Source organism: Streptomyces sp. HUAS MG91 (genome assembly GCF_040529335.1).
In the GTDB taxonomy this organism is placed as follows: domain Bacteria; phylum Actinomycetota; class Actinomycetes; order Streptomycetales; family Streptomycetaceae; genus Streptomyces; species Streptomyces tabacisoli.
This window is the reverse complement of record NZ_CP159534.1, coordinates 181,369-203,526: the sequence shown is the minus strand read 5'-3', so window position 1 is coordinate 203,526 and position 22,158 is coordinate 181,369. Positions and strand designations below refer to the sequence as shown.

Annotated in this window: 24 protein-coding genes and 1 riboswitch; of the genes, 13 read left to right on the top strand and 11 right to left on the bottom strand. The window is 72.8% G+C overall.

Annotated elements, in window-relative coordinates; genetic code table 11:
• Positions 1-10: 10 nt before the first annotated feature.
• On the bottom strand, positions 11-583 hold the full coding sequence (locus ABII15_RS01025) for a TetR family transcriptional regulator (protein ID WP_353940304.1): 573 nt from the start codon (positions 581-583) through the stop codon (positions 11-13).
• A 118-nt stretch (positions 584-701) separates the two neighbouring features.
• Between ABII15_RS01025 and ABII15_RS01020 the strand changes: the two genes are divergently transcribed.
• The gene (locus tag ABII15_RS01020; protein WP_353940303.1) at positions 702-1,898 is read left to right on the top strand and encodes an MFS transporter; all 1,197 of its coding nucleotides are present in this window, start codon (positions 702-704) and stop codon (positions 1,896-1,898) included.
• A 54-nt stretch (positions 1,899-1,952) separates the two neighbouring features.
• Here ABII15_RS01020 and ABII15_RS01015 read toward each other — a convergent pair whose 3' ends face one another.
• Complete coding sequence (locus ABII15_RS01015) at positions 1,953-2,834, bottom strand: SDR family oxidoreductase (protein ID WP_353940302.1); 882 nt, start codon at positions 2,832-2,834, stop codon at positions 1,953-1,955.
• A gap of 86 nt (positions 2,835-2,920) precedes the next feature.
• On the opposite strand from ABII15_RS01015, the gene ABII15_RS01010 reads away from it, so the two are divergent.
• Both ABII15_RS01010 and ABII15_RS01005 read left to right on the top strand, forming a co-directional pair.
• Positions 2,921-3,499, top strand: coding sequence for a helix-turn-helix domain-containing protein (locus tag ABII15_RS01010; RefSeq protein ID WP_353940301.1), 579 nt, complete (start codon positions 2,921-2,923; stop codon positions 3,497-3,499).
• Positions 3,500-3,627: 128 nt separating this feature from the next.
• Complete coding sequence (locus ABII15_RS01005) at positions 3,628-3,915, top strand: hypothetical protein (RefSeq protein WP_353940300.1); 288 nt, start codon at positions 3,628-3,630, stop codon at positions 3,913-3,915.
• Positions 3,916-3,952: 37 nt separating this feature from the next.
• Here ABII15_RS01005 and ABII15_RS01000 read toward each other — a convergent pair whose 3' ends face one another.
• The 3 genes from ABII15_RS01000 to ABII15_RS00990 form a co-directional block, all read right to left on the bottom strand.
• Positions 3,953-4,501, bottom strand: coding sequence for a helix-turn-helix domain-containing protein (locus tag ABII15_RS01000; protein WP_353940299.1), 549 nt, complete (start codon positions 4,499-4,501; stop codon positions 3,953-3,955).
• A 70-nt stretch (positions 4,502-4,571) separates the two neighbouring features.
• Positions 4,572-4,847 carry a DUF2804 family protein gene (locus tag ABII15_RS00995; protein ID WP_353940298.1) on the bottom strand — a complete coding sequence of 92 codons (276 nt, stop codon included), beginning with the start codon at positions 4,845-4,847 and terminating at the stop codon, positions 4,572-4,574.
• 228 nt (positions 4,848-5,075) lie between these two features.
• Complete coding sequence (locus ABII15_RS00990; protein WP_353940297.1) at positions 5,076-5,483, bottom strand: STAS domain-containing protein; 408 nt, start codon at positions 5,481-5,483, stop codon at positions 5,076-5,078.
• 160 nt (positions 5,484-5,643) lie between these two features.
• On the opposite strand from ABII15_RS00990, the gene ABII15_RS00985 reads away from it, so the two are divergent.
• The gene (locus ABII15_RS00985) at positions 5,644-6,033 is read left to right on the top strand and encodes an ATP-binding protein (protein WP_353940296.1); all 390 of its coding nucleotides are present in this window, start codon (positions 5,644-5,646) and stop codon (positions 6,031-6,033) included.
• Positions 6,034-6,110: 77 nt separating this feature from the next.
• Here the strand turns inward: ABII15_RS00985 and ABII15_RS00980 are convergent, their stop codons facing one another.
• Complete coding sequence (locus ABII15_RS00980; RefSeq protein WP_353940295.1) at positions 6,111-7,304, bottom strand: cytochrome P450; 1,194 nt, start codon at positions 7,302-7,304, stop codon at positions 6,111-6,113.
• A 16-nt stretch (positions 7,305-7,320) separates the two neighbouring features.
• Positions 7,321-8,175, bottom strand: coding sequence for a patatin-like phospholipase family protein (locus tag ABII15_RS00975; protein ID WP_353946930.1), 855 nt, complete (start codon positions 8,173-8,175; stop codon positions 7,321-7,323).
• Between the two features lie 107 nt (positions 8,176-8,282).
• On the opposite strand from ABII15_RS00975, the gene ABII15_RS00970 reads away from it, so the two are divergent.
• The 7 genes from ABII15_RS00970 (at position 8,283) to ABII15_RS00940 (ending at position 14,014) form a co-directional block, all read left to right on the top strand.
• Positions 8,283-8,936: a helix-turn-helix domain-containing protein gene (locus tag ABII15_RS00970; RefSeq protein WP_353940294.1), complete on the top strand. Its 654-nt coding sequence runs from the start codon at positions 8,283-8,285 to the stop codon at positions 8,934-8,936.
• Positions 8,937-9,004: 68 nt separating this feature from the next.
• Positions 9,005-9,439 carry a VOC family protein gene (locus ABII15_RS00965; protein WP_353940293.1) on the top strand — a complete coding sequence of 145 codons (435 nt, stop codon included), beginning with the start codon at positions 9,005-9,007 and terminating at the stop codon, positions 9,437-9,439.
• A gap of 189 nt (positions 9,440-9,628) precedes the next feature.
• On the top strand, positions 9,629-10,159 hold the full coding sequence (locus ABII15_RS00960; protein ID WP_353940292.1) for a sigma factor: 531 nt from the start codon (positions 9,629-9,631) through the stop codon (positions 10,157-10,159).
• Positions 10,156-11,304, top strand: a complete 1,149-nt coding sequence (locus tag ABII15_RS00955; RefSeq protein ID WP_353940291.1) for a zf-HC2 domain-containing protein — start codon at positions 10,156-10,158, stop codon at positions 11,302-11,304. The genes ABII15_RS00960 and ABII15_RS00955 overlap by 4 nt, the downstream gene beginning before the upstream one ends.
• A gap of 146 nt (positions 11,305-11,450) precedes the next feature.
• Positions 11,451-12,683 (top strand): patatin-like phospholipase family protein, encoded by a 1,233-nt coding sequence (locus ABII15_RS00950; protein WP_353940290.1) that lies wholly within the window; start codon positions 11,451-11,453, stop codon positions 12,681-12,683.
• A gap of 83 nt (positions 12,684-12,766) precedes the next feature.
• Positions 12,767-12,889, top strand: a riboswitch (cobalamin riboswitch).
• A 61-nt stretch (positions 12,890-12,950) separates the two neighbouring features.
• Positions 12,951-13,340: a (2Fe-2S) ferredoxin domain-containing protein gene (locus tag ABII15_RS00945; protein ID WP_353940289.1), complete on the top strand. Its 390-nt coding sequence runs from the start codon at positions 12,951-12,953 to the stop codon at positions 13,338-13,340.
• The gene (locus tag ABII15_RS00940) at positions 13,337-14,014 is read left to right on the top strand and encodes a (2Fe-2S)-binding protein (RefSeq protein WP_353940288.1); all 678 of its coding nucleotides are present in this window, start codon (positions 13,337-13,339) and stop codon (positions 14,012-14,014) included. Before ABII15_RS00945 ends, ABII15_RS00940 begins: the two co-directional genes overlap by 4 nt.
• A 9-nt stretch (positions 14,015-14,023) precedes the next feature.
• Here ABII15_RS00940 and meaB read toward each other — a convergent pair whose 3' ends face one another.
• Genes meaB through ABII15_RS00925 form a run of 3 tightly spaced genes read right to left on the bottom strand, consistent with a single transcriptional unit; the run spans position 14,024 to position 19,041 of the window.
• Positions 14,024-15,022 carry a methylmalonyl Co-A mutase-associated GTPase MeaB gene (gene meaB / locus ABII15_RS00935; RefSeq protein ID WP_353940287.1) on the bottom strand — a complete coding sequence of 333 codons (999 nt, stop codon included), beginning with the start codon at positions 15,020-15,022 and terminating at the stop codon, positions 14,024-14,026.
• A 12-nt stretch (positions 15,023-15,034) separates the two neighbouring features.
• Complete coding sequence (scpA, locus tag ABII15_RS00930; protein ID WP_353940286.1) at positions 15,035-17,230, bottom strand: methylmalonyl-CoA mutase; 2,196 nt, start codon at positions 17,228-17,230, stop codon at positions 15,035-15,037.
• A complete protein-coding gene (locus tag ABII15_RS00925; RefSeq protein WP_353940285.1) occupies positions 17,227-19,041 on the bottom strand; it encodes a methylmalonyl-CoA mutase subunit beta in 1,815 nt (604 codons plus the stop codon). The genes scpA and ABII15_RS00925 overlap by 4 nt, the downstream gene beginning before the upstream one ends.
• Positions 19,042-19,196: 155 nt before the next feature.
• Here ABII15_RS00925 and ABII15_RS00920 point away from each other — a divergent pair, with 155 nt between their 5' ends.
• Positions 19,197-19,559: an NIPSNAP family protein gene (locus ABII15_RS00920; RefSeq protein ID WP_353940284.1), complete on the top strand. Its 363-nt coding sequence runs from the start codon at positions 19,197-19,199 to the stop codon at positions 19,557-19,559.
• Here the strand turns inward: ABII15_RS00920 and ABII15_RS00915 are convergent.
• A complete protein-coding gene (locus tag ABII15_RS00915; protein ID WP_353940283.1) occupies positions 19,512-20,147 on the bottom strand; it encodes an ATP-binding protein in 636 nt (211 codons plus the stop codon). The two genes, ABII15_RS00920 and ABII15_RS00915, sit on opposite strands and share 48 nt — an antisense overlap.
• Before the next feature lie 254 nt (positions 20,148-20,401).
• On the opposite strand from ABII15_RS00915, the gene ABII15_RS00910 reads away from it, so the two are divergent.
• Entirely contained in the window at positions 20,402-22,120 is a 1,719-nt protein-coding gene (locus ABII15_RS00910; protein WP_353940282.1) for a stealth family protein, read from the top strand.
• Positions 22,121-22,158 lie beyond the last annotated feature (38 nt).

The following is a 22,158-nucleotide window of genomic DNA, read 5'->3' as shown; positions in this document are numbered from 1 at the left end:
GGTGTCGACCCTAGACGACGCCGGGGGCGGCGGAACGTGCGACGACGGCACCGACGACCGCCGCGATGCCCGCGCGGTCGGTGGGCCGGGCGTCGACGGAGTTGTGGATGGAGAAGCCCTCCACCAGCGCGTCCAGGGCGCGGGCGGTGAGCGGGTCGAAGTGCCGGGCGAGGGAGTCCCGGCTGGCCTGCATCCACGAGCGCATCACCTCGCGGAGTTCGGGATGACGGGTGGCGAAGGCGTACAGCTCGTAGCTGAGCAGGAGATTGCGGTCGGAGCCCCAGACCTTGCCGCAGATGATCTCCACCACCGCCTCCTGTGCCTCCTCGGGGGTGCGCGCCGCGGCCAGCAGCGCCCCGTAGCGGCTGGACACGGTCTCGGCGAGGCGGGTGAAGGCCTCCGTGAGCAGATGCTGCATGTCGTCGAAGTAGTACGTGAGCGAACCGAGCGGTACCCCGGCCGCCGCGGCGATCCGGCGGAAGGTGACCTTGATGGCGCCGTGTTCGGCGATGACGTCGAGGGCAGCGTCGAGGATCCGCTCGCGCCGCCGGGGGTCGTTGGGGCCGCGGTTGCTTCCGGTCATCGTGGTGGTCCGCCTTCTCTTCTCTCCGCTCCACCGGGTATGTACATTTGTGCATACCCGGTGGGGGCGGGACGCGTCGCCTGCCTGTCCATTCTTCCGAACTCCCGCGGAGCTCCCGTTGACAGACCCTGCCGTGCGCCGACGCCGTCAGGCCTTGTACCTCTTCTTCTTCCTTCCCGGTATCGCCATGTCCTCCTGGGTGACCCGCACCCCGGACGTACGCGACGAACTGGGCGTGTCGACCGCGCAGATGGGCCTCGTCCTCTTCGGTCTCTCCGTCGGGGCCATGGCCGGCATCCTGTGCTCCGGACGCTTCGTCTCGCGCTTCGGCACCCGGCCCGTGATCGCCGTGGGCACCTCCCTGATCGTCGCGGCCGTCGTCGTCATCGGCGCGGGCAGCGCCCTCGCCTCCGCACCCGTGGTCACCGCGGGCCTGTGCCTGTTCGGCGCGGGTACGGGAGCGGGCGAGGTGGCCGTCAACGTCGACGGGGCCGACGTCGAGCGCATCACCGAGCGTGCGGTCCTGCCCACCCTGCACGGCTGCTTCAGCCTGGGCACGGTGGTCGGCGGACTGGCCGGAATGGCGGCCACGGCCGCCGACGTCCCCGCGCACTGGCACCTGGCCGTCGTCGCGGCGGTGGCCACGGCGCTCCTGCTGTACGCGCTGCGCTCCGTGCCGGCCGGTACCGGCCGCAGCACCGGACCGGCGACGCCGGAAGCGGGACCGGCCTCCCGGCCACAGGTCTGGAAGGACCGCCGCCTGCTGCTGATCGGCGCCATCGTGCTCGCCATGGCGCTGGCCGAGGGAGCGGCGAACGACTGGCTGCCGCTGCTCATGGTCGACGGTCACGGGCTCGACGCGGCGGCCGGATCCCTCGTCTACGTCGGGTTCGCCGCCGCGATGACCACGGGCCGCTTCTGCGGCTCGTTCTTCCTCGACCGCTTCGGGCGGGTGGCGGTCGTCCGGGCGAGCGCCGTCTCCGGTGCCGTCGGGCTCGTCCTGGTGATCTTCTCGGACAGCGCCGTCGTGGCCGCGATCGCCGTGCTGTTCTGGGGCCTCGGCGCCTCGCTGGGCTTCCCGGTGGCCCTGTCCGCGGCCGGTGACTCGGGCCCCGACCAGACGGCCCGCGTCTCCCTGGTCGCCATCATCGGATACGTGGCGTTCCTCGTCGGCCCGCCGGCCCTCGGCTTCCTGGGCGACCACTACGGCCTGCGCTCGGCGATGGTCGCGGTCCTCGTGTTCGTGGCCGGAGCGATCCTGCTGGCCCCGGCCGCCGACACCCGTACCCGCGAGCCCGCCGCCGTGGACGCGTAGCCGCGGACGGACCCGGTGGGCGGGGCCGACGCGGCCCCGCCCGCCGGGGGCCGGTCAGGGCTGGATCTTCTCCAGGTCCGCCAGCAGTGCCGGGTGCTTCGGCTCCCAGCCGAGCGCTTCGCGCGTGCGGGCGCTGGAGGAGGGCTGGTCCGCCGCGAAGATCGGGCCGAGCGGACCGTAGGTCTCCGCCGGCACCGACTGGACCGGCAGCCCCAGCCGCCGCCCGATGACCCCGGCGATGTCCCGCACCGCGTCCCCCTCGTCGGCCACCGCGTGCCAGGCGGTGCCGGCCGGTGCCTGTTCCAGGGCGAGGCGGAACAGCACGGCCGCGTCGAGCGCGTGCACGGCCGGCCAGCGCTGGGCGCCGTCGCCCGGGTAGCCGGACACGCCGCTCTGACGCGCGATGTTCGTCAGCAGCCCCGCGAAGCCGCCCGTGCCCTCGTTGTGGACGGTGCGCGGCAGCCGCACCGCCGAACTCCGCACCCCCTGGGAGGCCAGACCCAGGGCGCGCACGACCGCGACGCTCCGGCCGCCGACCGGTCCGTCGGTCGGCAGCGGATCGTCCTCGGTCGACGGGCGGCCCGCCGCCACCGGCGTGCCCGAGACGGTGACGAGCGGCCGGTCGCTGCCGACGAGCGCGTCGCCCAGGGCCGCCAGGGCCGCCCCTTCCTCCGCGACGCCCTGGGCCAGGGCCTCGGGGCTGCTGAAGTCGTTGCTGAACGCGAGGTGGATGACCCCGTCGGACTCGGCGACGCCGGAGCGGAGGACGTCCAGATCGGCCAGCCCGCCCCGCAGCGGCTGCGCTCCGGCCCGCTCGACGGCCGCCGCCGACGTCTCGGAACGCGCGAGCGCGAGGACGGAGTGGCCGTTGCCGAGGAGCTCGGCGACGACGGTGGAGCCGATCAGGCCGGTGCCGCCGGTGACGAAGACGCGCATGAGGTCTCTCCTCATAGTGATGGGACTCTTGTCCCATCACCGTACACGGATGATGGGACAAGAGTCCCATCACGTAGGATGGCGACATGGCTCGGTGGGAATCAGGTTCACGCGAACGGCTCGTCGTGGCGGCCGTCGACCTGTTCACCGAGCAGGGCTACGACGCTACGACCGTCGCGCAGATCTCCGAGCGCGCCGGGGTCACCAAGAGCACCTTCTTCCGGTACTTCCCGGACAAGCGCGATCTGCTGGTGGCCGGTCAGGAGACCCTGAGCCGGCTGCTGGTCGAGGGCATCGCCGAGGCGCCCGCGGGGGCCGGCCCGCTAGAGGCCGTCGCCGCGGGTCTCGTGCGCGCATCGGGTGCGATGGGTCCGCAGAATCGTGAGCTGGCCCCGCGCGTGAAGGCCGCCGTCGCCGCCAGCGCGGAGCTCCAGGAGCGGGACGCGCTCAAGACCGTCAGCCTCGCGGCCGCGATGGTCGCGGCCCTGGAGGAGCGCGGCGTCCCCGGCGAGGTCGCCGCCGTCGCGGGGGAGTTGGGCGTTCTCGCGTTCAAGCGCGGGCTCGCACGGTGGTCCGAGGCGGAGCGCGGCGGCTGCGAGGAGCTGGCCCGGTGCGTGCTGGAGGCGCTGGGGCAGTTGCGCGCGGCGGTGGCCTCGCTGGGGTGAGGCGTACGGCGCACCGCGTCGCGGCTGATCGCTTCCGCACGCCGGTTACCTGTTGTACGTGATCCGGTACGTTCCGTGATGACCGCGGGTGGTGACGAGCGCGACCCGCGCCACGGAGAGGACTCACCATGATGCGACGTACGGCCCTGACCCTCGGGGCACTGGCGGCAGCGGCGACCCTGGCCGCCGCGGTACCGGCCTCCGCGGCCGAGGGCATCCTCGTCGTCGACGGCACCGATCACGTCGATCCGAGCGGCTGTTACGCCGTCGACCGCTTCCCCGAGTCCATCGTCAACAACACCGACGCCATCGCGGAGGTCCACGCCGGCCCCGACTGCACGGGGCCGGTGGAATGGCTGGTCTACCCGGGCGAGGTGTACGACACGGAGACGGCGCGGAGCGTCTTCGTGCTCTGAACCCGGGGCCGGCGAAAGGCCGCTCTTCCGTTCCGGACTAGAGATGCGGGAGCGGCGCGGTGGCCATCAGGTGGCCGAACGCGATCCACATCGCCACGGCCGCGGTCGTCCGGCGGAATCCGCGCAGCCGCGCGGGCGACACGGGATCGGGCGCCCGCCCTACCGGCCGACCGGGCGTCGAGGGTGCCGCCCCGCGCAGAACGGTCTCCGTGGTGCTCGCCGCCGTGCTCTCCTCCGCGGCCTTCGCGACGGCGGCGCTCGACCGCACGCGCGCAGGACGGGGCGCGGGCGGCTGTGCGGGCGGGGGAGTGCTCTCGGTGGAGGGCCCCGGTACCAGTCCGTGCGCGAGGCCGCTGAGGAACGCCGCGTAGGCCGCCCGGCGCCGCCCCCGCGGGGCGGACCGCCCGGCTTCCCAGGAACGGACCGTCGCCGCCGTCACCCCGAACGCCTCGGCCACCTGCTCCTCGGTGAGCCGCCAGGCGCGGCGCAGCGAGGAGCGCTCCTCGGGTGCGGGCAGGGGGGCTTGGCCGTCGCTGCGGCGTGGGTGGGAGGGCATGGGCCGTCGGGTGATGAGTTCGATCGTCATGACCGTATGACAACGCGACAGTGCCTCATGTGATGAAGTGTCAGGTTATTCACCCGTGCGGCCCAGTCCGCTACCAGCGGTTCCGGGCCTCCTCGGCCCAGCCGACCAGCCCGTCGAGGTCCGTTCTGGTGCCGTCGTCGGTGTGGGCCCACTTGCCGCGGCCGTGGTCCAGTGCGGCGAACGAACCCGGACCGCTCACCTCGTGGGTCCGGCCGTGCAGGGTCAGGGTGCCGTGCACCGGGCGGCCGATGTCCTTCACGGTGTACTGGAACCGGCGGTCGCTCCACGGCACGACCACGCCGAGGGCCCCGTGCCCCGGCGGCGGCACCTCCGCGTCGAGCCGCACACCGGGGCCCGTCGCGTGGCACGGACCTCGCCCTCACCGCTGCGAACGGGCGGTGCCGCGCGCCTGGCCAGCGGCACCACCGCGTCCGTGTTCGTCGGACGCCGGGTCCAGCCGACCGCGTCCGGGTTCTACCGCCCGTCGGGCCGGCACAGATCGACGGGGGACGTCAGTTCGGTCTCGTGCGTCATCGGCGCAGGACAAGACCGTCGTCCGGCCCGGCTCCCGGCGTCACTGCGCGTCGGGAGCGGAGGCCTGGTCGCTTCCGAGACGCTCCCGGAGCTCGTGGACGCGGCGCAGGCCCTCGGCGCGGCTGTCGGTCATCTCCAGGGCCTCGCCGGCGCCGGTGATCTCGAAGAGTCTGTCGACGGCCGGGTGGTAGGGGCCGCTCAGGACGAAGGGCCTCGGCACGGCCTGGTGTTCGTTGTAGGCGCGCAGGATCACGTTGAGCGTCGTGCTGTCGGCGAAGGTGAGGCCGGCGAGGTCGAGGAGGGTGCCGGTGGTGCCGGTGTCCCCCCGCGCGCCGGACAGGGCGAGGTAGGCCTCGGCCTCGTCCGTGAGGTCCATGTCGTCACGGAAGGAGACCACGGTCACCCGGTCCTGCCGGGTGACGTCGATTCTCTGTCTGTCGGAAACCATCCGCAGACCTAACCACAGGTTCCTCGGTGGGTGATCGGCAGATCCCCCTTTCTCGTCCGGAGCGGGTGGGATCGGGGGAGTGTCGGACCGACAGGTGCGGGGAAAGCGAGAACTGTGGCGGCACGAGGTGCGACATGTACGGGAAAGGACCTACGTCGATATGAGCGCGGCTCAAGCACTGGAGACAGAGGAGATCAGTTGTGCGGACGCCCGGGTGGCGGTCCGCGCGGCAATGGCCGAGGCGGGCCGTGAACTGCCGCGGGACCGGGCCGGCCAGCTGGGCGAGGACGCGCTGCTCGTGGTCAGCGAGCTGGTGACCAACGCCCTGGTGCACGCGGGCGGGGTGACCCGGCTCGAGGTCGATGTGGCGGACGGCGAGTTCCGGTTGCGGGTCAGCGACGCCAGCCGGACCGCGCCGCAGCGGGTGCGCACCCGCAAGGGGAGCCCCGGCGGATACGGCCTGGTGGTGATCGAGCGGCTCTGCTCCCGCATGGACGTGGAGATCGGCCCCGAAGGAAAGACGGTCACCGCCGCGCTGTCGCTGCGGTGAACACCTCCCTCGGCGCCGCCACCCGCCACCGCTCGGAGGATCTTCCGCTCGCCGTCCCGCTCGCCGCGCAGTCCGCGCTACCGCTGCCCCAGTCGCAGCGGAAGGTCCGTGAGCCCGCGCAGTAGGGTGCTGCTGCGCCATGTCAGCGTCGCCGGATCCGCGGCGAGCGCGACCGTCGGGAAGCGCGCCAGGAAGCGCCGCAGGGCCGTCTCGGCCTCCACGCGGGCCAGGGGCGCCCCCAGGCAGTGATGCAGGCCGTGCCCGAAGGCGACGTGCGCGGGGCCGGTGCGGCGCAGGTCGAAACGGTCGGGGTCGGCGTAGTGCGCGGGGTCCCGCGACGCCGCCGCGAGACTGACCAGGACCGCGTCGCCCGCCGCGATCGCCGTCCCCGCCAGCTCCAGCGGCTCCACGGCGAACCGGAACGCGGTGGAGTGGACCGGTGCCTGATGGCGCAGGGCCTCCTCGACCGCCGCGGCCGTGAGCGAGGGATCCGCGCGTACGAGGGCCAGCTGGTCCGGGTGCGTGAGAAGAGCGAACAGGGCCGCCGAGATCAGATTGACGGTCGTCTCGTGCCCGGCGACGAGCAGCAGGAAGACCATCCCGAGGAGTTCATCGGCCGCGAGGCCGCCGTCCCGTCCGGCGACGGCCAGCTCGCTCAGCAGGGTGCCGTCGGGAGCCGCGGTCTTCCGGGCGACCAGGTCGTCTATGAGAGCGGCCAGTCGCGCGCCGGCCGCGGACGCCGCCGTTTCCGACGTGGGCATCACCAGCTCCCGCGACCAGGCGTGGAAGACGTCACGTCCGTCCTCGGGCACTCCGAGAAGTTCACAGATCACCGCGACCGACAGCGGCAGCGCGTAACCGCTGACCACGTCGACCGTGCCCTCCGCGGGCAGGCCGGACAGCAGGGCGTCCGCGAGGGCTTCGACGCGCGGACGCAGCGCGGCGATCCGCCCGGGCGTGAAGTGCCCGGCGACCAGCTTGCGCAGCCGCGTGTGGTGCGGAGGGTCGCTCTGCAGCATGTTCCGCCCGAGAGCATGACCGCCGTCGGTGTCCCAGGTCGCCGAGTGACGGATGTCGTTGCTCAGCCGGGGATCGGTCAGCGCCTGACGCGCCGCGTCCCGGCTCACGACGAGCCAGGTCTCGCCGCTCCCGGGGACGAGGACGCGATGGACCGGGCCGCGCGCACGCAGCGCCGCGTACACGGGATGGGGATCGCGGGCCGGGTCGTGCCCGGCGGGAGCCAGTTCTTCCAGGGTGGGTGCCGTCGGCATGGGGTCGTCCCTCGGTTCAGGCGGTCAGGAGGTCGTCGATCGCGCCGGACGCGGCCAGCGCCCGGGCCTGCGCGTGACCGGCGCGGGCGGCGTCCGCCCGGCGGTGGTCCGCGGTCATGTTCCGCCCCATGGCGCGCCGCGCCGCCGCGTCGGGCGTGATGAGCGTGACGTGGCTTCCGGCCGCCGTCAGCGCGGCCGCCTGACGCACAGCGTGCGGGTGCGGCCCAACGGCGGACGGAAGGGGCACCACGGCCAGGACGCGCCGGTGGCCGCGGGCCAGTTCGAGCGGTGCGGTCGAGCGGCTGCCGCCGTCCATCCACCGCCGCCCGGCCACCGTGACCGGCGGCCACACCAGCGGGACGGCACAGCTGGCGGCGACCGCCTCGACGAGGGAGACGCCCGACTCCCGGTCGAAGGCGTCCGGCTCTCCCGTCACGGCGTCCACGGCCGCGAGGCGCAGCGGACGCTCCGGCCAGTTCTGCACGCCGTTCAGCAACGCCCGTACGGTGTCGAGGACGTCGGACTCCGGAGGCGTCCGCGCGTCGAGCGCGGCCCGGCCGAGGCGGCGCGCGGAGCGATCGGGGTCCCTCGCGCCGAGGGCCGCCCGGAGGAACCGGAGTGTCTGCCCGGCCGTGACGGCGAGGTCGACGCGGTCGGCGCCGGCCAGCTGACGCTCGTACAGCTCCCGCGGCGACTGCCCCGACAGGAGCCGGGCGCCGAAGACGGCTCCCGCCGACGCGCCCGCCGTCAGCCCGGCCTCGGCCGGATCGGATCCGGCGTCCGCGAGCCCGGCCAGGACGCCGACCAGCCACGCACCGCCCACGGGTCCGCCACCGCCCAGCACCAGTGCCCTGTCCGCTTCTTCCACGATTCACCCCTCCTCAAATGGGGAGTGCTCCCCGTTTCGTCGGGACGATAGCATCCTTACCGGGGAGCACTCCCCGGATGTTTCCCAGGAGAACGGCGAAGGAGATCGACATGACCGGCGGCGCATCGGGCACGGCGGCGCACCGGCGGCGGGACGCGCGACGCAACCGTGAGCTGATCGTCGAGGCCGCGCGCGCGGTGTTCCGGGAGCAGGGCCTCGCGGCGCCGCTCGACGTCGTCGCCCGCCGCGCGGGCGTGGGCAACGCGACGCTGTACCGGCACTTCGCGCGCCGTGCCGACCTCGTCGACGCCGTCTTCCGCGACCAGTTGAGCGGCACGATGTCCGCCGGTGAGCGGGCGCGCACGGCCGACGACGCCTGGGAGGGCCTCACCGGCTACCTGGAGGTCGTCTTCACGGTGCTCGCCTCCGACCGCGGCACGAACGACCTGATGACGACGAGCCTGGAGGGCGTCGCCGCCCTGGAGGCCGTCCACGCGCACAATCACCGGACTCTCGACGAACTCCTGCGGCGGGGGCGGGCGCAGGGCTCCGTCCGGTCCGACGTCGTCGTGGAGGACGTCCTGTTCGCGCTCGCCGCACTGGGCCGCGCCGTCCCCGCGCTCACCGCCGCGACCACTCCCGAGGCCTGGCGCCGCCCCCTCGCCCTGCTCCTGGCAGGGCTGCGCCCCGCGGCGCCCGAACTCGCCCTGCCGGAGCCCGCTCTGACGGCCGGTCAGCTGAACGCGACCCTCGCGGGCCTCTGACGGCGGCCGCGGGCCTGGGCTCCTTATTCGGGGTGTGGGCGGCAGGGAGCCGTTGGTATGGTGCGCCGATGTCAGCGATCAAGAAATTCCAGGTCACCTTCGACTGCGCGGAACCCGAGCGTGTCGCCCGGTTCTGGTGCGAGGTGCTCGGGTACGTCATGCCCCGGCCGCCCGAGGAGTTCGACACCTGGGACGACTTCAGGAACGCGCAGCCGCCCGAGGAGCGGGACGCGTGGTCGGCCTGCGTCGACCCCTCGGGTGAGGGACCGCGGCTGTTCTTCCAGCGGGTGCCCGAGGGCAGGGTCGTCAAGAACCGCGTGCACCTCGACGTGCGCGTCGGCACCGGCCTGGTGGGTGCCGAGCGCCTCGCCGCCCTCGAGGCCGAGTGCGCACGGCTCGTCGCGCTCGGCGCGACACACGTGACCACCCTGTACGCCGACGAGGAGAACGAGTCCTGCATCCCGATGCAGGACATCGAGGGCAACGAGTTCTGCATCGACTGAGCCGGTGGCGAACGGAGGGGACGGGGCGCGGGCGTCGGCGAGATCCATGCCGTCACGGACGGGCCAGAAGTGATCCGATGCAACTTCCCCTTCGATCAATACAGTTCATGCGCGGGCGAGTTGTCGCATGACAACATTCACTGGGTACGTTGGCGTGTGCGGCAGCACGTCAGGGACCCGAGGAGGGGCATGGCCGACCCGGTCGACGATGGGGCACGGTGGGAACGGCAGGTCCAGATCCGCCTGGTCCGCGGCGAGGCCGCGGTGCTCGGCGAGGTCTACGACCGCTACGCCCGCATGCTTCACTCAGTGGCGGCACGGCTGACCGGCGACGAACAGGCCACCCGCGACCTCGTGGTGGGCGTCTTCACGCACCTGTGGCAGCACCCCCGGTCCCTCGACCCGGGGCGGTACCGTCTCGGCACCTGGCTGGTCATGGCGGCGCTGGACCGGTACGAGAGCGGGCCCGACGCGCCGCCCCGGGAGGGCGAGCCGGCCGCCCGCCTCTCGGCCGCCCGCATCGAGCGAGCGGACGCGGCCCTCGGCTCCATGAACCGGGGCACACGCGTCGCGATCCACCTCGTCCACACGGAGAAGATGGACTACCACCAGGCCGCGGCCGAACTCGGCGTCGCCGAGGACGAGATACTGCGCAGACTCCGGCACGGGCTGACCATGCTGGCCGGTACCGACGCCGCCACCGGGGAGGACGGACGATGAGTAGTGACTTCGACGGGCACTCCCGCCTCGAGCAGCTCCTCGGCGCCTGGGCGCTGGGGGCCTGCTCCACGGAGGAGACGGCGGAGGTCGACGAGCACCTCGCCCGGTGCCCCTCCTGCGCCGACGAGGCGGCACGGCTGCGGACCTCCCTCGAACTGCTGCACCCCCACATGGGTCTCGACCTGGCACCCACGCTGCGCGCCGAGGTCCTCGGCTCCTGCCTGAGCGCCCGCCCGCCCCAGATCGCGGTCCCCGACTACGCCCAGCCGTACGACGCCGAGACCGCCCGCCTCGGCTCGCTGCTCGCGGACATGAGCGACGACGAGTGGAAGTCCCCGGTCCAGCTGGAATGGTTCGAGGGCGACGACCCCGCCACCCACTCCACGTCCGTGTCCGGGGTGCTCCACCATCTCCTCGCGGTGGACGGCTCGGTGTCCCGTTCGCTGGGACTGCCGGACCCCGTGCGCGGTGCCCAGGACCTGTCGTCGGATCCGGAGGCGCGGACCAGGGCGCTGTGGGAGCAGACGGAACAGGACCGTACGGCGTCCGACACGTCCGGTGACGAGAGCCCCGAATCCGTCCGCCGCGCCTGGCGGGACCACGCCTACGAACTCATCCGCACCTGCTCGTTCAGCGGCAACGGGGTGGCGGACATCGCCGTGCCCTACGGAGACGATGTCGTCCTGCCCCTGCGCCTGGCCCTGCTCGACCGGGCCTTCGAGACGTGGATCCACGCCACCGACATCGCGGACGCCGTGGACTATCCCTATCCGCCCCCGGTGCCCGAACATCTGCGGACGCTCATCGGGGTCGCCGTGCAGATGCTGCCGGCGATCCTGGCCGCGCGCAGGCAGGCGGGACTCGCGTCGCCGCCGCTGTCCCGCACCCAGCCCGGGGCGGCGCCGCGCAGTGTGCGCCTGGAGATCGAGGGCGAGAGCGGGGGCGACTGGTACCTGCCCGTGGACGATGCCGACGGCCCGGCCGGCCCGGACAACTGCGTCAGCCACATCGTCCTGCCCGAAGTGGAGTTCTGCCGGGTCGCGGCGGGCCATCTCGCACCACGGGAGGCGGCCAGGAACCAACAGGGCGACCCCACGGCCGCCGTCGAGCTGCTGTACGCGATGGCATCGATGAGCCGGCTCTAGGGCGACACAGCGGGGCTGCCGTCCGGGGCATGGCCGGTTCCGCCGTTGCACCGTTGCGCCCGGCGTAGTGGCATCGACCGGGCGGCCCGTGACGCGCAGGGAACCTGCCGCGGCCGTACCGGAGCGACGTCGACCGGGGAGGGGCGATGCCCGAGGACGCAGCCGCCACGTCGGCCACGGCCGGCGGTGACATCGGCGTGGTGCTGGCAGGGGGCGGGGCTCGGGGTGCCTACGAGGCGGGCATGCTGGCGACCCTGCTGCCGGAGCTCGACGCGCGGGGGCAGCGGCCGACGCTGTTCACCGGCACCAGTGCGGGAGCGCTCAACGCGGTGCTCTTCGCCTCGCTCGCCCACCTGCCCGTCGCCCAGGCCGCCGACCAAGTGATGACCGCCTGGGCGGAACTGACGAAAAGTCAGGTCTTCAGGCCGTTCGTCCTGACGGCCCTGCCCATGATCCTGCGGCAGTGCGTCACGAGAGTCGTCAACCCCTCCAGCGCGCCCCTGGCCGGCCTGCTCGACACGACCCCGCTGCGGACGACCCTGCGCACGAAGGTGAACTGGGACCAGCTCCACACCAATCTGGTCGACGGCGTCGTGCAGGCCGTGGCCGTGGCCACGACGGCCTGCGGCACCGGCCGTACGGAGATCTTCGCCGAGGGACCCGCGGCGGCCCGGCTGCCGGCGTCCGACACCGACCGGGCTGTGGATTACACCCGTACCGTCCTGAGCGTGGACCACGTGATGGCGTCCGCCGCGATTCCCGTGGCGTTTCCGCCCGTCAGGATCGAGCCGAGCGGCTGCTGGTACATGGACGGCGGCGTACGCCTCAACGCCCCCGTCAAGCCGACGATCTCGCTCGGCGCGCGACGCGTGGTGATCGTCGCCACGACACCGCTGCGCGACCTGCCCCGCCCAGCGGACTGCGGCGACGAACCCCGCCCGTCCGTCCAGGACGTCGTCGCGCAGATCCTGACCGGCCTGATGGGCGACCGCATGGTGGAGGACACGCGGACGCTCGGCAAGGTCGACGAGCTGCTCGAGTCCGGGGCGCGACGGATCAGCCCGCGCGGACGCCCGTACACGGTCGTCGAGTACCTCTTCGGCGGCCCGATGCCCGGTCAGGCGGATCAGCTCGGACAACTGGCGGAGTACGTCCTGGACACCTGTTTCCGGGGCCTGCGCCGGCTGGCCAACCCCGACCTGATGTTCCTCGCCGCGCTCCTGGGCCCGGGACAGAGCCGGGGCGAACTGCTCAGCTACCTGTTCTTCGAACCGGAGTTCCTCGGCGAGGCCGTCAAACTCGGCCAACGGGACGCCCGGATCATCCTCGACGCGGCGGGCGACGGCCCCGACGGTCTGTGGCGCACCGATTCCGCGTAGCGCATGCCGTCCGGCGCGGCCTCGGGCCGGTCGCCGTGTCGGGCGGATGGCATGATGAGCGCGGACATGGGCGACAGCCGCCCGAGGAAACCGGTGCGAATCCGGTGCGGTACCGCCACTGTGATCGGCGAGCGGATCCCGACGAGCCACTGCCCCGCGCGGGTGGGAAGGCCGGGACGAGCGTGGACCCGAGAGCCAGGAGACTCACGCTGTCGCCTCCTCGAAGCACCCCGGGGCGGAACTCCCCGGCGAGAGGAAGGACACGGCATGCCCGAACGGCTCGCCGACGAGACCGTGACGACAGGGGACCGGACGGTCCCGTGCCGGGTGGTGGTGTGCCGCGACTGCTGCTGCGGCACCGTCAAGGTCAATGCCGATCACGCGGCCCAGACGGCGCGGCTGCGCCAGATCGCGCCGGTGCGGATCTCCGAGTGCCTGGACGTCTGCGAGCAGGCCAACGTGGTCGTCGTGCAGCCGTCGACGGCCGGGCGGGCGGCGGGCGCCCGGCCGGTGTGGCTCGGCCTGGTCAACGACCCGGACGCGACCGAGGACATAGCGGACTGGGTACGGGAGGGCGGCCCGGGTGTCGCGGCCCGGCCCGAGATCCTCGACCTCTACCTCATCGAGCCGCCGCGCCGCGCCCCCGGCACCCCGTGAACGCCACCGAGGCCCGGCCGGAGCAGGTCACCGAGGCGCTGCGCGACATCGCTCGGCTCGGTGGATTCTTCGCCCTCGACACGGTCGCGCCCCGGGACCGTGCCGGCGGCGGGGCCCTCCGCGACGGGTTCGCGGCCCGTGCGCGGGCGGTCAACGACCGTTTCGGAACCGCCGAGGCGCGCGTCGGCGTCTCCATCGCGCACCTCGGGCTCGCGGCCCGGCTGTGGTCACCGGTCCTCGCCTGCGCGCTCGTGCACGGGATCGTGCCCACGATGAGCGCCGTCGACTGGTCCGGTGAGGGCACGGACCTGTGCCTGACCGAGTCGCGGGGGCGGATCGCGGCGCGGCTTCCGTCGCCGGTGGAAGCCGTCCACGCGGAGGTCGACGGCGTGCTGCGCGACGTAGAAAGCGGCCTCACCGCCAAGGTGGCGCCGGGCCTGCTGGCAGGCAACTCCGCGTCCGCGCTGGTCGGTTCGGCTGCGCAACTGCTGCGCACCCGGCCCGCCCTGCGCGGCCCGCTCACCCGCCTGACCCGCGAGCTCCTGGAGACGGGCCGGCTGCGGGGCACCGGGCGGATCACCGGGCCCCGGCTGACGTTCCGCCGCAACAGCTGTTGTCTCTTCTACCGTGCCCCGGGCGGCGGCACGTGCGGGGACTGCTGCCTGACCGGGTGACCGGCCGCGTCAGTCCCCGACCTCCGCCTCCCCTTTCCGGAAGGTGTCCAGGATCTGCTCGGCCGCGAGCGTCGCGGTGAGGTCACCGTCGCGGACCCGCCGCTCCAGACCGGGGGTGAGTGCCCGTACCGCGGGATCGGCGTGCAGTCGGCCGAGGAGTTCGTCGCGCACCATCGTCCACGTCCAGTCGACCTGCTGCGTGCGGCGCCGCTCGGCGAGACGTCCCGTCGAGTCGAGGAGCGTGCGATGCTGCTCGATCCGCTCCCAGACCTCGTCGAGTCCGCTCTCCTCGCGGGCGCTGCACGACAGCACCGGAGGCGTCCAGAACGCGTCCTTGCCGTGCATCAGGCGCAGCGCGCCCGACAGTTCCCGCGCCGCCGAACGCGCGTCCCGCTCATGCGGCCCGTCCGCCTTGTTCACCGCGATCACGTCGGCGAGTTCGAGGACACCCTTCTTGATGCCCTGCAACTGGTCACCGGTCCGCGCCAGCGACAGCAGCAGAAACGTGTCGACCATGTTCGCCACAGCCGTCTCCGACTGCCCCACGCCGACCGTCTCCACCAGCACCACGTCGTACCCGGCGGCCTCCATGACGACGATCGACTCACGGGTCGCCTTGGCGACCCCGCCGAGCGTGCCGGCCGTGGGGGAGGGGCGCACGAAGGCGGCCGGATCGACCGCGAGGCGCTCCATCCGCGTCTTGTCGCCCAGGATGGAACCGCCGGTGCGGCTGGACGACGGGTCGACCGCGAGCACGGCGACCCGGTGACCGCGGCCGGTGAGCAGGGAGCCGAACGCGTCGATGAACGTCGACTTCCCCACCCCCGGCACCCCGCTGACGCCGATCCGGCGGGCCCGGCCGCTGTACGGCAGCAGCTCCGTCAGCAACTCCTGCGCCAGGCGCCGGTGCTGGGGGCGCGTCGACTCGACGAGGGTGATCGCCCGTGCGACGATCGCCCGCTTCCCGGCCAGGACGCCCTTGACGTACGTATCGAGATCGATGGGCACACCGTCACCGGCTCACTGGTCGTCGTGCCCGAGGTCCGCCGCGAGGCGCGACACCAGGTCGTGGGCGGCGTCCGGGATCACGGTGCCCGGCGGGAACACGGCGGCCGCGCCCATCTCCAGGAGCGTGGGCACGTCCTGCGGCGGAATCACCCCGCCCACCACGATCATGATGTCCTCGCGCCCCTCTTCGGCGAGCGCCTCGCGCAGCGCCGGTACGAGGGTGAGGTGACCGGCGGCCAGTGACGACACGCCGACGATGTGCACGTCCGCCTCGACGGCCTGTCGCGCCACCTCGCCGGGGGTCTGGAACAGCGGGCCGACATCGACGTCGAAGCCCAGGTCGGCGAAGGCGGTCGCGATCACCTTCTGGCCGCGGTCGTGCCCGTCCTGGCCCATCTTTGCCACGAGGATGCGCGGCCGGCGCCCCTCGGCCTCGGCGAACTCCTCGACGCGGCCGCGGGTCCGGTCCACGTTCACGGACTCCCCTGCTTCGTTGCGGTACACACCGGAGATCGTACGGATCTGGCCCGCGTGCCGGCCGTAGACCTTCTCCAGCGCGTCCGAGATCTCGCCGACCGTGGCCATGGCCCGCGCCGCGTCGACCGCGAGTTCCAGCAGATTGCCGTCACCGCCCGCCGCCCGGGTCAGCGCGTCGAGCGCGTCCCGGCAGGCCGTCTCGTCCCGCTCCTCGCGCAGCCGGCGCAGCTTGGCGATCTGCTGGGCCCGCACCGAGGAGTTGTCGACCTTGAGGACCTCGATCTCCTCGTCGCTGTCGACGCGGTACTTGTTGACGCCGATGACGGGCTGCCGCCCGGAGTCGATCCGCGCCTGGGTGCGGGCGGCCGCCTCCTCGATGCGCAGCTTCGGGATGCCCGCGTCGATGGCCTTGGCCATGCCGCCCGCCTGCTCGACCTCCTGGATGTGCTGCCAGGCCCGGCGCGCCAGGTCGTACGTCAGCTTCTCCACGTACGCGCTGCCGCCCCACGGGTCGATCGCCCGCGTCGTGCCCGACTCCTGCTGGATGAGCAGCTGGGTGTTGCGGGCGATGCGCGCCGAGAAGTCGGTGGGCAGCGCGAGCGCCTCGTCGAGCGCGTTCGTGTGCAGCGACTGGGTGTGGCCCTGCGTCGCGGCCATCGCCTCCACGCACGTACGTGTGACGTTGTTGAACACGTCCTGCGCCGTCAGCGACCAGCCCGACGTCTGCGAATGGGTGCGCAGCGAGAGGGACTTGGTGTTCTTCGGGTCGAACTGCTTCACCAGCTTCGCCCACAGCAGGCGCGCCGCGCGCAGCTTGGCGACCTCCATGAAGAAGTTCATGCCGATCGCCCAGAAGAAGCTCAGGCGCGGCGCGAACGCGTCGACGTCGAGCCCGGCCTCCCGGCCCGCCCGGATGTACTCGACGCCGTCCGCGAGCGTGTACGCCAGCTCCAGATCGGCCGTCGCACCCGCCTCCTGGATGTGATAGCCGGAGATGGAGATCGAGTTGTAGCGCGGCATCCGCTGCGACGTGTACGCGAAGATGTCGGAGATGATCCGCATCGACGGTTTCGGCGGATAGATGTAGGTGTTGCGGACCATGAACTCCTTGAGGATGTCGTTCTGGATGGTCCCGGCCAGCTTCTCCGGCGGCACACCCTGCTCCTCGGCCGCCACGATGTACAGCGCGAGCACGGGCAGCACCGCGCCGTTCATCGTCATCGACACGGTCATCCGGTCCAGCGGGATGCCGTCGAAGAGCTGCCGCATGTCGTAGATCGAGTCGATCGCGACACCCGCCATGCCGACGTCACCGGTCACCCGCGGGTGGTCGCTGTCGTAGCCGCGGTGCGTCGGCAGGTCGAAGGCGACCGACAGGCCCTTCTGGCCGGCGGCGAGATTGCGCCGGTAGAAGGCGTTGGACTCCTCGGCCGTGGAGAAACCCGCGTACTGGCGGATCGTCCAGGGCTGATTGACGTACATCGTCGGATAGGGGCCGCGCAGGTACGGGGCGACACCCGGGTAGGTGCCGAGGAAGTCCAGCCCCTCCAGGTCCTCACCGGTGTACAGCGGCTTGACGGAGATGCCCTCGGGCGTCTCCCACAGCGGGTCGGCGCCGTCGCCCGCGCGCTTGAGGGCGCTGCGCCACTCCTGCGCCGTGACGCCCGGCGCGGGGCTGTCGAGACCGAGCGTGGAGAAGTCGGGGACACCGGACGTGCCAGGGGCGGTCATCGGGACACTCCCATGCGGTCGAGCGTGGCGCTGAGTACGTCGACGGCGTCGCAGCCGGCGAAGACGAAGCTGTCGGGGGCGGCGGAGGTGCCCGGGCGGCCCGCGAGGAACACGTGCCGGGCGCCCGCGTCCCGCAGGGACCGTGCGGCGTCCTCGGCCTGCTCGGCGTAGACGGCGTCGCTGGAGCACAGGCACGCTTCCCGCGCCCCGCTCTCCTCGAAGGTGCCGTCGGTCACGGGCTCGATGCCGCCCGCCTGGAACAGGTTGGCGGCGAACGTCGTACGGGCCGTGTGCGCGGCGGCGGGACCCAGCGCCGCCAGATAGACCCGCGGCCGCTGACCGGTGGCCGCGAGGTGCGCGTCGGAGCGCGCCCGCAGGTCCTCGAACGCCTCGTCCCGGCGTACGCGCGGCAGCCCGCCGGACGGTCGCGCCGGCGCGGCGGCGCGGACCACGGGCTTCTCGGCCAGATGCGGGAACTCGCTGACGCCGGTGACCGGTTCGCGGCGCTCGGCCAGCCGCCGGGCGCGCACCGACCAGGTCTCGGCCAGCCGGTCGCCGATCAGGCCGGAGCGCAGCGCGGCCGCCTGACCGCCCTCCCGCTCGATGGTCCGGAAGAACTCCCAGGCGGCGTGCGCGAGTTCGTCGGTCAGCCGCTCCACGTACCAGGAGCCGCCCGCCGGGTCGATCACCCGGGCCAGGTGCGACTCCTCGATCAGAATGGTGGAGGTGTTGCGGGCGATACGGCGGGCGAACGCGTCCGGCACGCCGAGCGCGTCGTCGAACGGCAGCACGGTCACGGCGTCGGCGCCGCCCACCCCGGCCGCCAGCGTCGCGATCGTGGAGCGCAGCATGTTCACCCACGGGTCGCGGCGCGTCATCATCACCGGGGAGGTCACCGCATGCTGGAGCTGCGCCCCGCTCTTCGGCGCGCCGCACGCCTCGGCCACCCGCGCCCAGAGCCTGCGCGCGGCACGGAACTTGGCGATGGTGAGGAACTGGTCCGCGGTGGCGGCGTAGCGGAACTCGACCTGCGCGAGGGCCTGCTGGACGTCCAGGCCCGCCTCGGTGAGGCGCCGCAGATAGGCGACGCCCGTGGCGAGCGACGCGCCCAGCTCCTGGGCGGCCGAGCCACCGGCCTCGTGATAGGGGAGGGCGTCCACGGTCAGGGCGCGCAGCCCGGGGTACCGCTGGGCGCAGAGCCGGGCCAGTTCGGCCATCGGCCCGGTGTCGTACGACCGCCCCGTGCGGGCCTCGAGCCCCAGCGGGTCGGCGCCGAGGTTGCCGCGCGCCGCGTCGGCGGCGATGCCCCGGTCCTCGTACACGCGCAGCAGTTCGCGGGCGGCGCTCTCGGAGTCGGCGCCCGCGTCGAGCACCACGGGGGCCAGCTCCAGGTACACACCGTCGAGCACGGCGGGCAGCGCCGACACGGGGAAACCGCCGGCGTCGCCGACCGTCAGCCACAGCGACGTCACGCCGTTCTCCAGATCGGCGAGCACCGCCGCGGACTCGGGGAGCCCGTGGCGCTGGCGCACGTCCCAGCCGCCGACCGTGTTCCCCTCGGCCCGGCCGCCGCGGACGAACGGCGGGAAGCCGGGCAGACCGGCCGGGGGAGCCGCGTCGTGCGAGGTGTAGAGCGGGCGGGCGCGCAACCCGTCCTCGAGCGTGGTGGACAGGGCGTCCTCCGCCTCGCCGGCCGAGACTTCCCTGCCCGACTTGCGCAGGACACCGGCGACAAGTTGCTGCCACTGATCATGCGTCGCGTCAGGGAATTCGGCTGCCAGGGAGAGCCCGTCGTCAGGCAGGACCGTCATGTTCGGATGCTAAGGCAGCGTGCAGAAGAGCAGCAGACGACACACATGTGACCTTGTTCTCCTTGTCTTGCGCGCCTCGATCGCCTAGGGCCTTGCGGGGGAAGGGTTTTGGGCGGTTGCCGGGCGGCCCGCCCGATGCGCACTAGCCTGTCGCGATGATTACCTGTGTGGTGGAGTACGTGATCGATCCAGCCCAGACCGAGGCGTTCGAGCGGTTCGGACGGCGCTGGATGGAACTGGTCGACCGGCACGGCGGCACGCACCACGGTTACTTCCTCCCGGCGGAGGGCGCCAGCGACAAGGCCCTGGCCCTGTTCAGCTTCCCGAGCCTCGCCGCCTACGAGGAGTACCGGTCTCTGTTCGGCCGGGACCCGGACTTCGTCGAGGCGGACCGGATCAGGGACGAGAGCGGGTGCGTGCTCCGCTACGAGCGCAGTTTCATGCGGCCGGTACTGCCTTCGCCCGACGGCTCACCGGCGGTCACGGCCGAGAACCGTGACATCGAGATGCGGCCATGACCCGGCCAGCCGCGTCAGGTCACGAACTGTCCCGCTGTCCGCCGGGAGCAGCGGCTCCGCGGGCAGGAAGTGGACGCTGGTGCCGGTCGTGCCGTCGTCGGGCACCGATTGCAGTCCGGTGGCGGGGCTGCCGTGTTCGTAGCGCTGGGTCCACGAACCGTTCCGGCGGCGGTTGGTGTGGACGAGCCAGGTGCTGAGGGCCGCGACGGTGGACATCCCTCGCCTGGGGTGCCCGTCGGGCAGCAGCGGGGCATCGGCGCGGTCGAAGAAGCGCAGGTCCTTGGTGGCCATGACCGGCTTCTTCACGGTCTCGCCCCGTTCGTCGAGACGGGTGTCGGTACCCCGCCCGTCGTCCACGACGGCGACGGATCCGTCCGGACGGACGGTGACGCGGCAGTGCCCACCGCCGCGGCTCTCCGCCTCGTCCGCCGCGTAGGCGACGACCTCCAGGACCAGATGCAGGGTGCCGCTCGGCGCGAAGGCGGCCGGGTCCCGGCGGATGCGTGTCAGGTGGCCGACATCGACGGTGCCCGCCCAGTCGTGCGTCGTGTTGCGCCAGGTGGCTCGCGGGGTGTGGGATGCGTCCATCCGAGCAGTATGCGGAGTGACACGCGGCACACCGCTCGCCGGGGGTGAGCTCGGGGCGGCGGCACGATGGATTGCGCGTTCACGCAATGGTTGTGCCGAATTCGGCGTCTGTTTGGCAGAGAATTCGTCACGCATCCCTTTCTCTTGCAGCTCAGAGCCTCGCCCCGCTCGAACGGCCGTCTGATCGACATAGCCTGAGGCCGCGGCCCGAAAGGACGACGAGGCCCGCCCCGCTTGACAGATCGGACCACGCCATGGCGACGCCCAGACCCCGCTTGTCCCGCTTCCGCCGAGACGCCCGGCAGGAGCCCGCACCCGAGGTCACCCCGGTGGACCGGCGCGGTGCGCTCCTGGCGGCGGACCCGGCGCTGGCCGAGGTGACGGCCGACGGGCGCAGCTGGGTGGGGCGGCGTGTGACGAGCCTGGAGGAGGGACGGGCGGCCGAGCGCAATCTGCGGCTCGTCACGAGCGCTCTCGACCACGCGGGCGTGGACTACTTCATGGTGCCGGGCCGTTCGGTCCAGCGGTACGTCGTCGGGGTCCGGCTCACCGATCGCAAGGCCCTGCTGAGCTCCCTGCGGGAGCTGTACGCGGGCACGGCCCTGTACGCGGCGGAGCCCGGCTCGGACATCTGGCCCGGAAACGCGGCGCTCTACGCCGAGGGCGCGCTGCCCACGGAGCTCAAGCGGCGCCCGGTCATCCGGTTCGGCGAGATCCTCCTCGGCCCCGCGGGACAGGTGCTGGCCGGGCTCGTCCGAGGCTGCGACGTGGAGTTCTGGCGCGACGGCGGGGCGCTGCGCGAGCAGCGCGACCAGGGTGACGCCCGGGCCACCGAACTGCTGCGCGGCCTGCGCTTCCAGGCGCCGCCCGCCCTCCTCGACGGCGCGCTGGTCGGCCCCCGCCCCAACGCGGTCTCCGACGTCGTACCGGCCGAGGCCCAGCGGCCCGCCACCCGGACGATCCACGGCACCGGCCATCCCACCTTCGCCGACTTCGTCGAACCCGGCATCGACACGGTCACCTTCCCCCTGGACGTCGTCTACACCTGGGTGGACGGCGACGACCCCGCCCTGGCCGCGAAGCGCGAGGCCCACCGGACCGGCCGCGCCCCGGACGCGCAGTCCCGCGAGGCGGGCGCCTCCCGCTACACCAGCCACGACGAACTCAAGTACTCGCTGCGCTCCCTGGAGATGTACGCGCCGTTCCTGCGCAACGTCTACATCGTCACCGACGGCCAGACCCCGTCGTGGCTGGACACCTCGGCGGCCGGCATCCGGGTCGTCGACCACAAGGAGATCTTCAGCGACCCCGACGCGCTACCCGTCTTCAACTCCCACGCCATCGGAACGCAGTTGCACCACATCGACGGCCTGTCGGAGCACTATCTGTACTTCAACGACGACGTCTTCCTGGGCCGCCCGGTCACGCCGGGACACTTCTTCCACGGCAACGGCATCGCCAAGGTGCCCTTCTCGCCGTCCCAGCTCGGCCTCGGAGCGCCGCACGCCGACGAGGCGGCCCCCAACTCGGCGGGCAAGAACGTGCGGCGCCTGCTGCACGGCGAGCACGGCCGGATGACCGTGAACAAGTTCGCGCACGCCCCGCACCCGCAGATCCGCTCCGTGATGCGCGCGATCGAGGAGCGCTTCCCGGAGGACGTCGACCGCACCAGCAGGTCCCGCTTCCGCGCCCCCACCGACATCGCCATGGGCGCGTCGTTCCATCACCACCAGGCATTCCTCACCGGGCGCGCGGTGCCCGGCACGTACAAGACGCGCTACGTGGACGTGGCCAGGGACGACGCGGACGTTCGGCTCGCGGAACTCCTGCTGAACCGCCGCTTCGACTTCTTCTGCCTCAACGACGTCAACACCCCCGCCGAGCAGCAGGAAGAGATCCACCGGAAGGTCGCGACGTTCCTGGAGACCTACTTCCCCTTCCCGAGCCGCTACGAGCGCGCCGCCCCGCAGTGAGACCCGCGCCGCAGGCGGGCAGCACGGCGCACCCGGCT

Bases quoted from the DNA above. Each gene is read 5' to 3' on its own strand.
- ABII15_RS00955 (WP_353940291.1), top strand. From the start codon at position 10,156: ATGAGTAGTGACTTCGACGGGCACTCCCGCCTCGAGCAGCTCCTCGGC.
- ABII15_RS00960 (WP_353940292.1), top strand. From the start codon at position 9,629: ATGGCCGACCCGGTCGACGATGGGGCACGGTGGGAACGGCAGGTCCAG.
- ABII15_RS00980 (WP_353940295.1), bottom strand. From the start codon at position 7,304: ATGCCGACGGCACCCACCCTGGAAGAACTGGCTCCCGCCGGGCACGAC.
- ABII15_RS00925 (WP_353940285.1), bottom strand. From the start codon at position 19,041: ATGACGGTCCTGCCTGACGACGGGCTCTCCCTGGCAGCCGAATTCCCT.
- ABII15_RS00920 (WP_353940284.1), top strand. From the start codon at position 19,197: ATGATTACCTGTGTGGTGGAGTACGTGATCGATCCAGCCCAGACCGAG.
- ABII15_RS01025 (WP_353940304.1), bottom strand. From the start codon at position 583: ATGACCGGAAGCAACCGCGGCCCCAACGACCCCCGGCGGCGCGAGCGG.
- ABII15_RS00950 (WP_353940290.1), top strand. From the start codon at position 11,451: ATGCCCGAGGACGCAGCCGCCACGTCGGCCACGGCCGGCGGTGACATC.
- ABII15_RS00915 (WP_353940283.1), bottom strand. From the start codon at position 20,147: ATGGACGCATCCCACACCCCGCGAGCCACCTGGCGCAACACGACGCAC.
- ABII15_RS01015 (WP_353940302.1), bottom strand. From the start codon at position 2,834: ATGCGCGTCTTCGTCACCGGCGGCACCGGCCTGATCGGCTCCACCGTC.
- scpA (WP_353940286.1), bottom strand. From the start codon at position 17,230: ATGACCGCCCCTGGCACGTCCGGTGTCCCCGACTTCTCCACGCTCGGT.
- ABII15_RS00985 (WP_353940296.1), top strand. From the start codon at position 5,644: ATGAGCGCGGCTCAAGCACTGGAGACAGAGGAGATCAGTTGTGCGGAC.
- ABII15_RS01005 (WP_353940300.1), top strand. From the start codon at position 3,628: ATGATGCGACGTACGGCCCTGACCCTCGGGGCACTGGCGGCAGCGGCG.
- ABII15_RS00970 (WP_353940294.1), top strand. From the start codon at position 8,283: ATGACCGGCGGCGCATCGGGCACGGCGGCGCACCGGCGGCGGGACGCG.
- ABII15_RS00990 (WP_353940297.1), bottom strand. From the start codon at position 5,483: ATGGTTTCCGACAGACAGAGAATCGACGTCACCCGGCAGGACCGGGTG.
- ABII15_RS00910 (WP_353940282.1), top strand. From the start codon at position 20,402: ATGGCGACGCCCAGACCCCGCTTGTCCCGCTTCCGCCGAGACGCCCGG.
- ABII15_RS01010 (WP_353940301.1), top strand. From the start codon at position 2,921: ATGGCTCGGTGGGAATCAGGTTCACGCGAACGGCTCGTCGTGGCGGCC.
- ABII15_RS01000 (WP_353940299.1), bottom strand. From the start codon at position 4,501: ATGACGATCGAACTCATCACCCGACGGCCCATGCCCTCCCACCCACGC.
- ABII15_RS00965 (WP_353940293.1), top strand. From the start codon at position 9,005: ATGTCAGCGATCAAGAAATTCCAGGTCACCTTCGACTGCGCGGAACCC.
- ABII15_RS00945 (WP_353940289.1), top strand. From the start codon at position 12,951: ATGCCCGAACGGCTCGCCGACGAGACCGTGACGACAGGGGACCGGACG.